Source organism: Phyllobacterium myrsinacearum (assembly GCF_014138285.1).
Taxonomy (GTDB): Bacteria; Pseudomonadota; Alphaproteobacteria; order Rhizobiales; family Rhizobiaceae; genus Phyllobacterium; species Phyllobacterium myrsinacearum_A.
The window spans coordinates 190,932-205,776 of sequence record NZ_JACGXN010000006.1; the positions used below are offsets into that span (position 1 = coordinate 190,932).

At 54.8% G+C, this 14,845-nt stretch carries 14 protein-coding genes; 4 read left to right on the forward strand and 10 right to left on the reverse strand.

Going from position 1 to position 14,845, the window contains the following annotated elements; all coding sequences use genetic code 11:
- Positions 1-3 precede the first annotated feature (3 nt).
- From FHW16_RS18460 to FHW16_RS18490, 7 genes are all read right to left on the reverse strand, one after another.
- Entirely contained in the window at positions 4-1,635 is a 1,632-nt protein-coding gene (locus FHW16_RS18460; RefSeq protein WP_182550739.1) for an ABC transporter ATP-binding protein, read from the reverse strand.
- Complete coding sequence (locus FHW16_RS18465) at positions 1,632-2,450, reverse strand: ABC transporter permease (protein WP_182550740.1); 819 nt, start codon at positions 2,448-2,450, stop codon at positions 1,632-1,634. Before FHW16_RS18465 ends, FHW16_RS18460 begins: the two co-directional genes overlap by 4 nt.
- Positions 2,447-3,391 carry an ABC transporter permease subunit gene (locus tag FHW16_RS18470; protein ID WP_182550741.1) on the reverse strand — a complete coding sequence of 315 codons (945 nt, stop codon included), beginning with the start codon at positions 3,389-3,391 and terminating at the stop codon, positions 2,447-2,449. The genes FHW16_RS18465 and FHW16_RS18470 overlap by 4 nt, the downstream gene beginning before the upstream one ends.
- A gap of 183 nt (positions 3,392-3,574) precedes the next feature.
- On the reverse strand, positions 3,575-4,483 hold the full coding sequence (locus tag FHW16_RS18475) for a LysR family transcriptional regulator (protein WP_182550742.1): 909 nt from the start codon (positions 4,481-4,483) through the stop codon (positions 3,575-3,577).
- A gap of 108 nt (positions 4,484-4,591) precedes the next feature.
- Positions 4,592-4,864, reverse strand: coding sequence for a hypothetical protein (locus FHW16_RS18480; RefSeq protein WP_182550743.1), 273 nt, complete (start codon positions 4,862-4,864; stop codon positions 4,592-4,594).
- 247 nt (positions 4,865-5,111) lie between these two features.
- Positions 5,112-5,813 (reverse strand): glycosyltransferase, encoded by a 702-nt coding sequence (locus FHW16_RS18485; protein WP_182550744.1) that lies wholly within the window; start codon positions 5,811-5,813, stop codon positions 5,112-5,114.
- Positions 5,814-5,842: 29 nt separating this feature from the next.
- Entirely contained in the window at positions 5,843-6,460 is a 618-nt protein-coding gene (locus tag FHW16_RS18490) for a hypothetical protein (RefSeq protein WP_182550745.1), read from the reverse strand.
- Positions 6,461-6,930: 470 nt separating this feature from the next.
- Here FHW16_RS18490 and FHW16_RS18495 point away from each other — a divergent pair, with 470 nt between their 5' ends.
- From FHW16_RS18495 to FHW16_RS18510, 4 genes are all read left to right on the forward strand, one after another.
- Complete coding sequence (locus tag FHW16_RS18495) at positions 6,931-7,449, forward strand: DUF992 domain-containing protein (protein ID WP_182550746.1); 519 nt, start codon at positions 6,931-6,933, stop codon at positions 7,447-7,449.
- A 497-nt stretch (positions 7,450-7,946) separates the two neighbouring features.
- Positions 7,947-9,173 carry an oxalate decarboxylase family bicupin gene (locus FHW16_RS18500; protein ID WP_182550747.1) on the forward strand — a complete coding sequence of 409 codons (1,227 nt, stop codon included), beginning with the start codon at positions 7,947-7,949 and terminating at the stop codon, positions 9,171-9,173.
- Positions 9,174-9,287: 114 nt separating this feature from the next.
- A complete protein-coding gene (locus tag FHW16_RS18505; protein ID WP_182550748.1) occupies positions 9,288-10,139 on the forward strand; it encodes a formate/nitrite transporter family protein in 852 nt (283 codons plus the stop codon).
- A gap of 21 nt (positions 10,140-10,160) precedes the next feature.
- Positions 10,161-12,461 carry an FdhF/YdeP family oxidoreductase gene (locus FHW16_RS18510; RefSeq protein ID WP_182550749.1) on the forward strand — a complete coding sequence of 767 codons (2,301 nt, stop codon included), beginning with the start codon at positions 10,161-10,163 and terminating at the stop codon, positions 12,459-12,461.
- A 9-nt stretch (positions 12,462-12,470) separates the two neighbouring features.
- Here the strand turns inward: FHW16_RS18510 and FHW16_RS18515 are convergent, their stop codons facing one another.
- The 3 genes from FHW16_RS18515 to FHW16_RS18525 all read right to left on the reverse strand — a co-directional run bounded on the left by FHW16_RS18515 (position 12,471) and on the right by FHW16_RS18525 (position 14,777).
- Positions 12,471-13,397 carry an alpha/beta hydrolase gene (locus FHW16_RS18515; RefSeq protein ID WP_182550750.1) on the reverse strand — a complete coding sequence of 309 codons (927 nt, stop codon included), beginning with the start codon at positions 13,395-13,397 and terminating at the stop codon, positions 12,471-12,473.
- A 114-nt stretch (positions 13,398-13,511) separates the two neighbouring features.
- Positions 13,512-14,276: an alpha/beta hydrolase gene (locus FHW16_RS18520; RefSeq protein WP_348643905.1), complete on the reverse strand. Its 765-nt coding sequence runs from the start codon at positions 14,274-14,276 to the stop codon at positions 13,512-13,514.
- Between the two features lie 132 nt (positions 14,277-14,408).
- Positions 14,409-14,777, reverse strand: a complete 369-nt coding sequence (locus tag FHW16_RS18525; RefSeq protein WP_182550752.1) for a response regulator — start codon at positions 14,775-14,777, stop codon at positions 14,409-14,411.
- Between the last annotated feature and the right edge of the window lie 68 nt (positions 14,778-14,845).

A 14,845-nucleotide genomic window follows, 5' to 3' on the forward strand; every position in this document is an offset into this window, starting at 1 on the left:
AGTTCAGGCGTCCAGCCGCCATTTGAGTTTGACGCCGCCATTGTCGTTGAGATCCAGTGCGGGAATGGCCGAAAGCAGCTTGCGCGTATAGGCTTCCCTCGGAGCGTCAAAGATCGCGTTCCGATCGCCTTGCTCAATGATCTGACCATCCTGCATGACAATCACCCGGTCGGCGATCTGCTCGACGACCCCGAGATCGTGACTGATGAAAAGACAGGAAAAGCCATAGCGCTTCTGCAGATTTGAAAAGAGTTCGAGAACCTGCGCGCGCACCGTTACATCGAGTGCTGATACGGGTTCATCGGCGATGAGAAATTTGGGGCGGCGGGCAATCGCCCTTGCAATGGCAACGCGCTGGCGTTGACCACCGGAGAGCTGGTGCGGATAGCGATCGGCAAAGGGCGTCCCAAGACCGACTTCTTCGAGCGTCTCGGCAGCGCGCTGTTTCTTTTCGGTCGCGGTCAGGTCGGGAATAAGTCTTAGCGCCTCTTCGACAAGAGCAATAATGGTCATGCGCGGATCGAGCGAGGAATAGGGATCCTGAAAAACCATCTGGCAGTTCATGCGGTAGTCGAACCAGTCACTGTCACGGCTTTTGCCCTGGAACAGGATCTCGCCGCTCGTTTCCTTAACCAGTCCTGCGATGGTGCGGCCAAGTGTGGTCTTCCCCGAGCCCGAGCCGCCAACCAGGGCGACGACCTCCCCGGGATGAATATCGATGCTGATGCCATGGAGCGCGCGTTTTGCAGTGCCCTTCTTGAACAGGCTCTTTCGTCCGGGATAATCAACAACGATATTGCGCGCAGAAACGATCGGGTTCACGCTTGTGTCAATGGCGCGCACATCACCGCGGAAGGGCAGGGAGGACAACAGCTTGCGCGTATAGGGATGTTTCGGTTTTGACAGGATTTCCTTTGTCGTACCCTGCTCGACGACGACACCCCGTTCCATCACGACAAAACGATTTGTGTATCGGGCGACCATCGGCAAATCATGGCTGATCAGGAGCACCGCGGTGCCTTGTTCCTTGGTCAGTTCCACCATCAGCTCCATGACGTCGCGCTGCACGACGGCATCAAGCGCGGTAGTCGGCTCGTCGGCAATGAGCAGGGCCGGTTTCAGAAGCATGACGGAGGCAAGCATGATGCGCTGACGCATGCCGCCGGAAAACTCGTGCGGGTAAGCCGTCAATGCAGCCGCCGGATCTTTGAGGCCGACGCGGGTGAGCATACGCAAGATATTGGTCCGGCGTTCCTGTGGTGTTTGTTTGGTGTGGAGAATAAGCCCTTCTTCCAACTGGCGGCCAATGGTCATCGAAGGATTGAGAGAGGTCATCGGTTCCTGAAAGACGACGCCGATTTCACCGCCGCGCAACCGCCGCAACATGCGATCCCCGGCTCGCAGCGTGTCCTGACCCTTATAAAATATCGAGCCGCCGGTATGCCGGATGCCGGGTGCAATCAGTCCGATGATGGACCGTGTCGCGAGGGTCTTGCCTGACCCGGATTCACCGACGATACCGACGATCTCTCCGGGCGAGACATCGAAGCTGACATCTTTGACGACGGCCCCGCCATTGTGGATGACTTCAAGTGTCAGCCCGCGGACGCTGAGAAGTGCACCGTGATTGCTCATTTCAAACCTCTCATGCGGGGATCGAGCTTGTCACGCAGGGCATCTCCGAGAAGATTGATCCCGAGAAGTGTCAGCGCAATGCAAAGACCGGGGAAGAAGCCGAGCCATGCGGCTTGTTCGATAAATGGCCGGCCGGCCGCAAGCATGTTTCCCCATGTGGGCGCGGGTGGCGGAACGCCGAGACCAAGGAAGCTCAGTGCACTTTCCGAAAGGATCGCCCAGCCGAACATCGACGTCGCGAGAACGGTGATGGGCGCGAGACAATTGGGAAGGACGTGCCGGAAGATCGTATAGATTTCACTGTTGCCCATAACTTTCGAGGCTTCGATGAATTCCCGTTCGCGCAGGGACAAGACTGCGCCGCGCACAATACGTGCCATTGATGGGGTGTAAGCAATTCCAAGCGCAAATATGATGCCGTATTGGTTCGCGCCGAAAACCGCGAGCAGGCCCAGTGCAAGAAGAATGCCGGGAAATGCCAGCAGGGCGTTGTTGAAAGCCATGATGATGCCGTCGACCCAGCCGCGCGCATAGCCGCTGACCAGGCCGATCAGGGTGCCAAACACCACGGCAAAGCAGACCGTTGCAAAGCCAATCCAGACACTTGCCTGTGCCCCGACCATCAGGCGGCTCAGCACATCGCGGCCAAACTCATCTGTACCCAGAAGATGCAGTTCACCCGGTGCAGCGAGACGGGCGGAAAAACTCAGCTTCATCGGGTCGAACGGTGTCCAGACCATGCCGAGCGCCGCGACGATAAAGAGGAGGGCGATAATGGTGCCGCCAATGACCCCGTTGAATGTGAGCTTTTTCATTCTGCCACCACACGCGGATCAAAGAGCGGATAGAGAAGATCAACGACAAGGTTGACGAGAACATATGCAAGAGCAACGAGCAGGAGGCAGCCCTGAATAACGGGATAGTCGCGCTGAAAAATACTGTCGACGAGCAAACGCCCGAGGCCAGGTATGGAGAAGACGGTTTCAATAACCGCAATGCCGCCGAGCAGATTGCCGAGGATCAGGCCGATCATCGTCCAGGTCGGGCCGAAGGCATTCTTGAATGCATGACGCCAGAGAACAGCCTGTTCGGACAAACCCTTGGCACGGGCGTGGGTGATGTAATCGAGACGAAGAACTTCCAGGGTCGATGCGCGCGCCATGCGGATGATGACGCCCATCTCGTGGATAAAAAGCGTTGCAACCGGCAGCGCCATATAGATGAGTCCGGCTTTCCAGTCTGTTGTTACAGAGACGTAACCGAGCACCGGTACCCAGCCGAGCTTCAGGCCGAAGAACAGCAGTAGCAAAAGCCCGAGCCAGAATGTCGGAATGGAAAGGAGAACGGTTGCCGTACCGACGAGCGCGAGGTCAGTGAGGCTATTCTGTTTCCATGCCGCGATAACGCCCGCCGGAACCGCGATGATGCTGGCGATGAGAACAGCAAGAACCACGATCTGGGAACTGATGAAAAAGCGCGAGAGAACAAGGTGCAGGACCGGTTCACCCGTAACGATCGATTTGCCGAAATCGCCGCTGAAAAGATGCCCGACCCAGATCATGAACTGCACCGGGATGCTTTGGTCGAGACCCAGTGTGGAACGTAAGGCGGCGATCTGTTGGGGATCGGCAAGATCCCCGAGCATGAGCGCTGCAGGATCTCCCGGAATGAAGCGTATAAGCGTGAATACTGCCACTGCCACGATGACAAGCGTGGGCACAGCCATCAGCATTCGGCCGAGTATAAATTTGATCACGTTGTTCCCATTCTGCTCTTTTGATCGCGGGAGAATGTCCTGCGATCATCTGGCCATTACGGGGCAGACTATGAGCATATGTAGAAACTGAGCGCAATATTATGAGTAAACGTCATAGGGTTATGCGTGAAAGTGCTGGTCCTTACCGTCATTGCACATGGGAAAAGACCACGTCCGGCCGATTTATATTCTGATATCTTCCACGCGCATAAGCATTTCCTTCATCCGGGTGCTCAAGGCTTCTGCGGCGATGGAAAGAGGAATGCCGGCTGCTTTGGCAAGGCCGAAACTCTGCCGGAGTGGCGGATCGAAAGGCCGTATCACAACTCTTGAATCTCTGGTCAGATTTGCGAAGAAGCTGCTGATGATCGCAATACCAAGACCGTGGGCTGCATAGGCGAAGGCAGAGTTGTTGCTGTGTGTTTCAATCTTGACCGTTTGCGCAACACTGGCACGGCGGAAAATCTCATCAAGTTTCATGCGATTCGGCCGGTTGCGGCCAGTGAGTATCAGGGGAACATTGCGCAAATCTTTGGGCGTGATTGTCTCGAATGCGGCCAGAGGATGTTTTGCCGGAATCACACATACTTTCCGGCCGCTGACGATCACTTCCAGTTCGACGCCCGTGCTTTGCTGCCCCTCGTAGCGGAGGAAACCAAAATCCACGGTTCGCTGCTCTATGAGACGGGTGATGGCCATCGAGGTGTCAAAGAAAGTTTCGATACGGACGCGCGGAAAGTCCTTGTCAAATGCGGCCAAAAGATCCGGCGTAAACTGGTCTGCAAGACTGTTGGGCAGGGCTATACGGACTGATTCCGGACCAACCGCGCCGCTGCGCAAATCCTGCGCAAGATTGGTGAACCGGTCTATTCCTGCAAGGACAAGCTCAGCATCATAGGCAAGTTTCTCCGCTTCCGGGGTCGGGATAAGCCGGCCTTTATCCCGTGCAAAAAGCTGCATCGATAGATCGCTTTCCAGCTGTTGCAGCAACCGGCTCACGCCTGACTGACTGAGACCCATGGCCCGCGCCGTTGCTGTCGTGGAGCCCGTAACAAGCAATGTGCGCAGAACTTCAAGCTGTCGAAAATTCATAAGGTTCCCATAGGTCTGGCCAGTACGGGCATTGTTTATGCCTGTAGCCATGACTGCAACGTCTGGGACGACGATTGTCAATCGGATAAGTGCTCATTCAGAAGAGTATCAGCCTGAGACACACGTAACGAATACAACGATCGCAAACAGGGCAGCAAAGATTGCGGCTTGCGCCGCCTTGGCGTTGGCCAGGCTCTGGGCGAGTGCGATGTCGAGCACATCATCCATGATATTTCGCCCATCGGACAGGCCCGCGACTTCATCTCTGGTCAATATTTCTGTGGATGTGTGCCAGTGCCAGGCAGCTTTCAGGGCACTCAGGCTTGCGCCAATGGTGGCCAGAATCACAAACCAATCGCGGGCGGATAGTGCAAAGAGCATTCGTATTTTCTCCGGATCGCTGCCTAAGCAGACAGGTTTTCCGGTTGGCTGCTCCCGCCCGCACAAGAGAAGTCCTTCCGGATGATGGAGAATCTTTAGCAGAGATGGCTGAGTGGAGAATTACATGAGGCTGAGGCGAAACTGAAATCAAAGCGTGCGCATTCAGCGGCGATAAGTCTCGGCATTCGAGCAGATAAAAAAGTATCCCGGCATTCAAAACGCCGGGATACTGGTAATCGTGATTGTCTTAGATCGGTTTGAAATCCGGATCGATTTTCAGCGCTTCCTTGCGCCAGACATCGCCATACTCAACGTCCTGCCAATCTTTGAACCAAGGACCGCCATTGGTGAAATGCACAGCATTCGGTGTTCCGGTAGCCGGTTTCTCGTTCCATCCTTCCAGCCAGTTCCATGCCGTTGGAATCTCTCCGATTTCATCATCGGCCGCCCATTGCATCCGATGAAGATAGGCACCGCTTTCCCGGTTTATAAGTTCGGGCGTGAGCTTGCGAACGGAGGGATGTTCACAATTGAAAAGCATGAACGAAGACCAGTTCTTTCGGGGATAACTGGTCTGGATTTTACCGTCCATTTTCGTACCTTCTTTTGGCGTGTAGTCGTGTTTCACGCAGTAGACGGCCTTCTGCGGGTCGCGGTACTGCAGTAAATCGGCCACATCTGAGAAGAACAGGAAATCACAGTCGCAAAACAGCGCCCAGCCTTTGTAGTTGGCGAGCCAAGGTGTGAAAAAGCGTGAGTAGGTGAACTCCGTGGATGCAAGCGGATCGATGTCACGCGTATAGGCGTTCCTGCTCACCAGATTCTCAAGCACGATCGGTTCGACACCAACAGGAATCGATGCATGTTTCAGTATGGTACTTTTCGCCACTTCATAGGCTATCGGTTCGCGTGAATCCCAGCCTATGTAGATGTCGAGTTGTTCCGTCATATTGGATTCCTTCCGAGAGACTTTTGCTTTTACGAGTCGATAACAGATAACAATTTTCTATCGACCTTGTCCTTCACCCATTCCTGTTCATTCGCCCAGGCATGGCGTTTCCATCCTTGCCAGCTGAAACCGCAGACCGATATATCCCAGCCCGCATAATCAGGGTGATTGAGGATATAATAAATACCGAAGAAACCTGTGCTTGGAAACACTTCCGCCATCTTGGAATCTGGTAATCCAAGCTCCCGGCAGCCATCGAGATAGAATTGCTCCGGCAGAACAATATTCGTCTTGCCTACCCCACCCAGAGCCCTGATTGTTGCCATGGTCCAGTCAGAACGGCGGCCTTTGATGCGCGACAGAATATTCGGCTTTGGAAAATAGCGTTCGATAATGAACGGATGATAGGCGAGGACAATCTGGCTGGCAGCACGAACGATGGGCGAAGCGATAAAACTTGGATCAGCCAGTCGGCGTTGCATCGGTTTGCCCGCATTGCACATGAACAGGATGTCTGTTTTCGTGCCGGACATGCCAATGGAGCTCTTGGGTTCATTGAATCTCACAACAAAGTCAGATCTGTCGATAGCGGCTGACAGATCCTCTTTTATTGGTCCATTGCCGACAATATACATTTTTTTGGTCATAAAGAGCAGCCTTGGTATCCACGAAACGGGCCGAAACAGAACATGTAAGGGAAACCGGTTGAACAGAAAACACAATTGTTTCGTTGCAAATCGCGGATGAGAGATCAATCTAAAAGTGTAGTTTGAACCTCCACAAATGCTGTTGGTCAATGAAATGTCCGTTACTGCTGACGCAATCCACAATTTTGCGCCCGACGTGGAGGCGTCGATCTATCAATGGAGCGGCGCGGAGGCGGAGGCTAAACTGTTAATTTTGTGTAAACATTTCGCGCCATGCCTTCAAAATGTCCCATTATAAGGCGAACTGTGGGCCGGTCTGTCACTTGCGCATTCCCGGCACGCCTCGACATGTGCTGCTTCAGTTGCATCGATTGAGATCGCTTTGCGATAACATCTGTAATCTGTTGCTGAATTTGTTGGCTGGAGGATCGATTGCGGTGCACCGGTCACAATTTGAGAAGGAGAGAATGATGAAGAAGACACTTGCTATGGCACTCGCGACCACGGCTTTGGCCATTGCTGGCGTAACGGCTGCCACTGCGGCTGATATGCAGGCGCCCTATCAGGAGCCAGATGCACGCAACGGCGTGAGAATCGGGTATCTTACTTGCGATATCGATGGCGGCGTTGGCTACGTGCTTGGTTCAGCCAAGGAAGTTGATTGTGTCTTCCGGTCGACTGTCGGCCGTGAACGTTCGGATCATTACACGGGTGCGATCAAGAAGCTCGGTGTTGATCTTGGTTTCACAACGCGCAGCCGGCTCGTATGGGCTGTCTTTGCTCCGACGGCCGGTTATCACCAGGGTTCGTTGAGCGGCATTTACCGCGGTGCGACAGCAGAGGCGACACTCGGCGCCGGCATTGGTACCAACGTTCTGTTTGGCGGTACCGCTGGTTCGGTTCACCTGCAGGCAGTCAGTGTAACGGGTCAGATCGGCCTGAACATCGCTGCTACTGGCACGTCGATGACACTCGCTTCGGCCAACTAAGACTGGTCTGTTTTCCCAGCACTTCGGTGCGGGGATTGCATTTGAATGGGCACCGCTGAACAGATTTCAGTGGTGCCCATTTGCTTTATGCGGGGCCGCACTGCTGCGTCTCTCGCCATCAATCTAGGTCGTACACTCATAAATCTGGTTGAAATGGTCTCATACCATTTCAACCAGATTTATGAGTGTACGACCTAATACCCCGGTGCTTTCCGGAAGCTGGGCCGGCGATCGGGATCGTGCCCGTGACACCCGGAATGGCCAGTCGACAGACTCGACATATACCAATGTATAGGTAGGTCGAAACCAACATCCGATATCCCGGTCACACAACGCGGCATAGGCTCGCGATTGTAGATTGTTATCGTCGAACAACCCGCCAAAACGACCTTACAGACGATCAGAACACTTCTCTCAAGCAGCGAAGTGGATCGCCTGATGGCCGCTTGTCTATCTCTTTCATTCTGTTGCTGACCTGACGTGAGGAGGAAACAACCATGACAATATTCAATCGCCGTGATGCTCTCGTAACACTGACAGCTGGAGGGATTGCCGCCGCTGCCGCATCGTCCAAGGCATTCGCTGCGGATGTGCCACAACCGCGCCGGGCGGGCTTTGGCGGTGACGACCCCGGACCGCGCAATGTCGAGCGCGACATGCAGAACCCTGATATTCTCAATCAGCCTGTCACCGATGCCGGAACCTTGCCGAATCTGCGCTTCTCGTTTGCCGATGCGCCGACCAAGGAATACGCGGCCGGCTGGACACGCCAGATCACCATCCGCGAGCTTGGAATCTCCAAGAGTATCGCAGGTGTCGACATGCGTCTCAATGCAGGTGGTATGCGTGAGTTGCACTGGCACAAGGAGGGGGAATGGGCTTTCATGCTCTATGGAAACGCCCGCGTGACCGCCGTCGATGCCGATGGCAAGAATTTTGTTGGTGATCTGGGGCCAGGCGACATCTGGTATTTTCCCTCCGGAATACCGCATTCCATTCAAGGGCTGGAACCAGACGGATGCGAGTTTCTCCTTGTCTTTGATGACGGCAGTTTTGACGAGGACAGTACGTTCGTTGTGAGCGACTGGTTCAAGCACGTGCCCAAAAGTGTACTGAGCAAGAATTTCGGCGTAGCTGAAACGCATTTCAACAACCTCCCGTCTCCCAGTGAACGCTATATATTTCCCCTTCCTGTCCCTGGCAGTCTGGAAAGCGACAAGATTGCTGGTGCAACAGCTGTCTCCAACGGTTTGGTGCATCGAATGAGCGCACAGGAACCGATCAAATCGAGCGGCGGCACGGTTCGCATCACCGATTCAAAGAACTTCCCTGTTTCAAAGACGATTGCGGCAGCGCTTGTTGAGATTGAGCCGGGCGGCCTGCGTGAACTGCATTGGCATCCGAACACGGACGAATGGCAGTATTATATCGAAGGTTCCGGACGCATGGGTGTCTTTGCGGCAAACGGCCATTCCCGTACATTCGACTTTGCTGCCGGCGATGTCGGATATGTTCCGTTCGCCATGGGTCATTACATCGAGAACACCGGCAACACGCCGCTCAAGTTTCTCGAGATGTTCAAGAGTGATCATTACGCCGACGTGTCTCTCAACCAGTGGTTGGCGCTGACACCACCGGAAGTGGTTTCCGGTCATCTCAACTTCGATGCGGCAACGATGGCCGCGCTGAAAAAGGAAAAAGAGCCCGTGGTGAGCGGAAGCTGACTGTTCTTCAAAGAATGTTCCGGACGGCGAAGATACACGGTCACCGTCCGGATCAATCAGAAATGTGCAGGTTCATCGCTATCGATACGACCAGGATTTCGCAAGGAAACTCCCATGTACGAAGAAACAATCGGCAAGCTCGCCGAGACAGGTCAATCCAAATCCGCCACGCTGAAACGCAGTTCGCTTGCCTTCATCGTGGGGTCGGCAATGGCTGGCGCCTATATCGGGTTCGGCGATATTGTCATGTTCACTGTCGGTGCCCACGCGGATCCGGCCTGGTCCCATCTGGTGATGGGAGCAGTCTTTGCTTCGGCGTTGACGATCGTCATCTTTGCGGGCTCTGAACTGTTCACCGGAATGGCGATGTACATGCCGCTGGCGCTCCTGAGCAGACAGGTGAGTGTCATGGATACGCTGCGTGTCTGGGCCGTATGCTGGCTTGGCAATCTGCTTGGAGCGTTCGTGCTTGCGCTGTTGTTCAAGATGGGTGGGGGCGGCGTCCTTCTGGGCGATGGAAACCCGGCTTTCATGGCAGCAGTCGTTGCCAAAATGAATGCATCTGCATCCGAGTTGTTTGCGCGCGGATTGATTTGCAACTGGCTTGTCTGTCTCGCTATCTGGATGACCTACCGCACCCAGAACGATGCGGCCAAAGCCATTCTTATTTTCTGGCCGATCATGATCTTTGTTGCTGCGGGCCTTGAACATTGTGTGGCCAATATGTTTGCATTCTCATTGGCTTTGTTGAGCACGCATCCGGCGACTGTCACGTTCGAGGGTGCATTATACAATCTCGTTTTCGTAACTTTTGGAAATCTGTGTGGTGGCGCATTGATGATTGCGGCGGGATATTGGGTGCAGGCCTCCGCTTCGCGGGAAAATGTGGCTGCATCTACCCAGGCGCAGCATCAAACACCCCCTTTATCTGATACAATAAAACACGGCGTATCTGCCAATCGTTGATCAAGCTCTGAGGAATGTGACATGGCCAAGAAGAGACCTGAAGGTATCGAGCGTTATGATGCACCGGCCGGTGGCTGGGGTGCATTGAAGGCAGTTGCTGAAAGTCTTGCCCAACAGCAGATTGTTACACAAGGCGCAGCAACACTATTGAAGGCCAACCAGCCCGATGGCTTTGATTGCCCTGGCTGCGCCTGGCCGGACCCGAAACACACGTCCTCCTTCGAGTTTTGCGAGAACGGCGCCAAGGCGGTCACGTGGGAGTCCACGGCAAAACGGGTCGGGCCGTCTTTCTTTGCCGAGCACACGGTTTCGGAATTGTGGGACTGGTCGGATCACGATCTCGAAGACCAGGGCCGATTGACCGATCCGTTGATTTATGACGCGGCGACCGACACTTATGTTCCCATCGAATGGAGTAGAGCTTTCGAAATTATCGGTGCGGGATTGAATGCGCTGCCTGATCCCGACATGGCTGAATTTTACACGTCAGGGAGAGCCTCGAACGAGGCCGCGTTTCTGTTTCAGCTGTTTGTCAGAGCTTATGGAACCAACAATTTTCCCGACTGTTCGAACATGTGCCACGAGGCAACAAGTGTGGGTCTGCCGCATTCGATTGGCGTTGGAAAAGGGACTGTTACGCTTGAAGACTTTGATCATGCCGATGCCATTTTCAGTTTTGGTCACAATCCCGGTACAAACCATCCACGCATGATGACGACATTGCGCGAGGTCGCCAAGCGCGGCGCGCCGGTTATCGTTTTCAACCCTCTGAAAGAACGGGCGCTCGAACGCTTTGCCTCACCGCAGAGTCCCGTGGAGATGGTCACTCTTGGTTCGACGGATATTGCTTCGGCCTACCATCAGGTTCGCATTGGCGGCGATGTGGCGGTGCTCAAGGGCATGATGAAGCGCGTGTTCGAGCTTGACAGGCTTGATCTGGAGCGTGGCGGAAATGGTGTGCTGGATCGCGATTTCATTGCCGAACATACGTCGGGTATCGAAGCGCTGAGGGATGACATCGAGGCGACGAGTTGGGAAGACATCGAGCTGATGTCCGGGCTTACCCGGGCTGCCATCGAGAGTGCCGGTGATGTCTATGCAAAATCGAAGAATGTCATCCTTTGCTATGGCATGGGCATTACCCAGCACAGGAATGGCACTGCCAATGTCCAGCAGATCGCCAATTTTCTGATGCTGCGCGGCAATATTGGCCGGGAAGGCGCCGGGATCTGCCCTCTGCGCGGTCATTCCAATGTTCAGGGAGACCGTACGGTTGGCATTACGGAAATCCCCAACGCTGCCTTGCTTGACGGTATGGAGCGGGCGTTCGGGTTCAGGCCTCCCGCTGACAAGGGACACAACGCCATCGAAGCGATCGAGGCAATCATCGATGGCCGGTCCAAAGCACTCGTTTGTCTCGGCGGAAATCTTGCCGTCGCCATGTCAGACCCTGATGCCACCTTCGCGGGAATGCGCAAGCTGGATCTTGCCGTGCATCTGACAACCAAGTTCAACCGTTCACATCTGCTGACGGCAAAGACCTCCATTGTTCTACCGGTGCTTGGCCGCACCGATGCAGATATTCAGGCGACGGGCCGGCAATCCGTTACCGTCGAAGATTCCATGTCGATGGTGCATGCGTCGCGTGGTTTTCTCAATCCTCCAAGTGGTGATCTGCGTTCAGAACCAGCTGTCATAGCAGGCATGGCCAAAGCGACACTGGGTGACCGCTATGGTATCGAATGGGATGCCATGATCGCGGATTACGGTTTGATACGGGACAAGATCGAAGTTGTTTTTCCTGATTTCAAGGACTTTAACGCGCGGATCCAGGAACCGGGCGGTTTCCGCCTGAGTGTACCAGCCTCACATCGCGAATGGAAAACACCGAACCAGAAGGCTTGTTTTCTGGTGGTCAAAGGCCTGAATGAAGATCCGCGTGTTCTGGAACCCAATGTACTTACCTTGACGACCATTCGCAGCCACGATCAGTACAACACGACGATCTATGGCATGGATGACCGCTATCGTGGTGTATTCGGTCGGCGCGACGTGATCTTTCTGAACGCCGAGGATCTCACCGAACGAGGACTGTCGGACGGTGATACGCTGGACATAGAAGCAGCCCGAAATCATGACGAACCTGATGACCGTCCGCGCCGGGTCAAACGGTTGACAGCCGTAGCGTATAATATTCCTCGCGGTTCTGCTGCTGGCTACTATCCTGAACTGAACACACTGGTTGCCCTGTCCCATTACGACCAGCAGTCAGGAACACCCTCCTTCAAGTCGATCCCAATCAGGATCACGCGCGCCGCGTGATCCCTTGCTTCAGCCGCGCGGCGCTGCCGCCGTTGCAAGCCACGCAGAGAAATAGTCCGGCCATGTGCCGGTTGGTGTACCTTTCCGGCCCATCCCGAAGCCATGTCCGCCGCTGGCCAGTTGATGAAGTTCAACTGGGATGCCGGCCTTTTTGCAGGCATCGGCCATGATGCGAGTGTTTGCGGGGTCGGAAATGGGGTCGTCTTTCGCCTGAACGAGAAACATGGGCGGGCACTGGCTGCGAACGTGGGTCTGAACCGACCACTGGGCACTTTCGGCCGGGCTTGGATGCTTGCCGACGAGAATGCGGCGGGTCGATGTATGGTCGTACGGAGGCTCCAGCGTGATGATCGGATAGATCAGGGCCGAAAATGCTGGCCGGGCTGAGAGGCTATCGATCAAGTCGACAGCATTATAGGACGAGAAGGCTGACCGGGTGGACGCCAGTCCGAGCAGATGGCCACCGGCGGAGAATCCGAGCACGCCAATGCGTTCCGGATCAATCTGGAAACGCTTGGCGTTCTGACGGATCAAACGCAGTGCGCGTTGGGCATCCTGTAATGGTGCAAGCGGCCCCTCGCTCCATCCTTCTCCCGGCAGCCGATAGGTAAGGACAAAGGTCGTGAAGCCCCTGTCTGTCAGCCAATTGGCGGCCGGAAGGGCTTCCTTTCCTGCTTCTATCCGCTTGTAGCCGCCGCCCGCCGCAACCAGTACGGCGGCGCCATTCGGCTTGGCGGACTGGAAAACCTGCATCGTCGGGACGGCAATATTGCTGATGGCGCCTTTGGCATTCTCGCTGATGGGACCAGTCGGTCCACCCCCGCCGGGTGGCGTTGCCGGCCATAACGGAAGAACGGTGTCGACAGTACTGGCGAGCAGCCTGGTTGGAAGGGCGGCCACACCTATTGCAGCCAGTACCATTCGACGCGTCAACATCGTGTGCTTCCTTCGGGCTCAAGAGTTTCATTTTGCTGGATGTTAGCCTGCATTGCGCTGATTTTAAGGTGCGAAAAGAGACGTTTTTCGCGGGAATGCTGTTCGGAATTCAATCTATTTTGCTGACTGCTGCGCGGCCTGTTCAATCAACACGGCAACTTCCTTTGGATGTGTTTCGTAAACGGAGTGGCTCGCCCCTGCTATTTCGATCGTGTGACTGCCGGCGCGCTTGGCATACATCCGTTCCAGATCAGGATTGATGATCCGGTCACTCTTTGCCACGACATACCAGCTTGGTTTGGTCTTCCATGCGGGGGCTGTCGCCGGTGTTGAAAACACCGCAGCGGCGGTCAGCATCTGTGAATGAGCAGCAAAATCCGCCTGCCTGGCGGGAAGGTCCGCCGCAAAATCGGCGTGGAAATGAGCCGGGTCGATATAGGTAAATCCATCAGGGGTTTTCACGAGGGATTTGTAAGCCGGAGGAAAGAGCTTGCCGTTTCCGACCTCGGTTTCGCCCTTATCCAGCGCATGGGCCGCAACGTAGACAAGCCCCGCAACTTTAGGGTCATTTCCAGCTTCCGTTATGATTGCACCGCCATAGCTGTGAGCGACGAGAACACAGGGACCTTGCTGGAGATCGAGCACGCGCTTGGTTGCAGCAACATCGTCCGCAACTGATGTGAGCGGTTGCTGGACAATGCTGACGTCGTAACCCTTCCTGCTGAGGATGTCGTATACCGGCTTCCAGCCGGATCCATCGACGAAAGCACCGTGCACGAGGACGACACATTTGAGGGGCGCGCTGTATGCGGCGCTTGAAACACCGAGGGAAAGAACCCCGGCAACGAATGCTGGAACAAGGATTTTACCTAATGTCACGACATATCTCCTGTCGACAATCTGCGGGTTGCAGTGATCGATTGATACGTCCGATACATCGGCTGGGTAATTATACTTACGTGTTGGTCGGGTCATGCCAGTATTGGAGAGATCGGGGCACGCGTCTGGCGCTCAGTTGAGCAGAGCACGCTCGATACAGTCGATCAGGGATTTGCTGTCGAAGGGCTTGCCGAGAAAACCGATGGCACCCGCTGCCATGACGCGGTTGCGTATCCGTTCATCGGGGAAAGCAGTGATGAAGATAATCGGAGTTTTGACGCCGGTTTCCCGCATTATCTGCGACAATTCAATGCCGCTGATCCCGTCCATCTGCACATCGGTTATGAGACAGTCGATCCTGACATCACCTATGGAGGCAAGGTAGGATTCGGCAGAAGCAAATTTGCGGACCTTGAATCCATAGGAGCGGACGAGATTCTCGGTGGCATCAAGCACCGACGCATCATCGTCTATAATGGCTATGGATTTTGCTTCAGACACAACGCGTCCTCTTGGAAGGTTTTGTCTCCTAGATGCACCCTTGAGCGGTCAAATGCTATCATACAGAG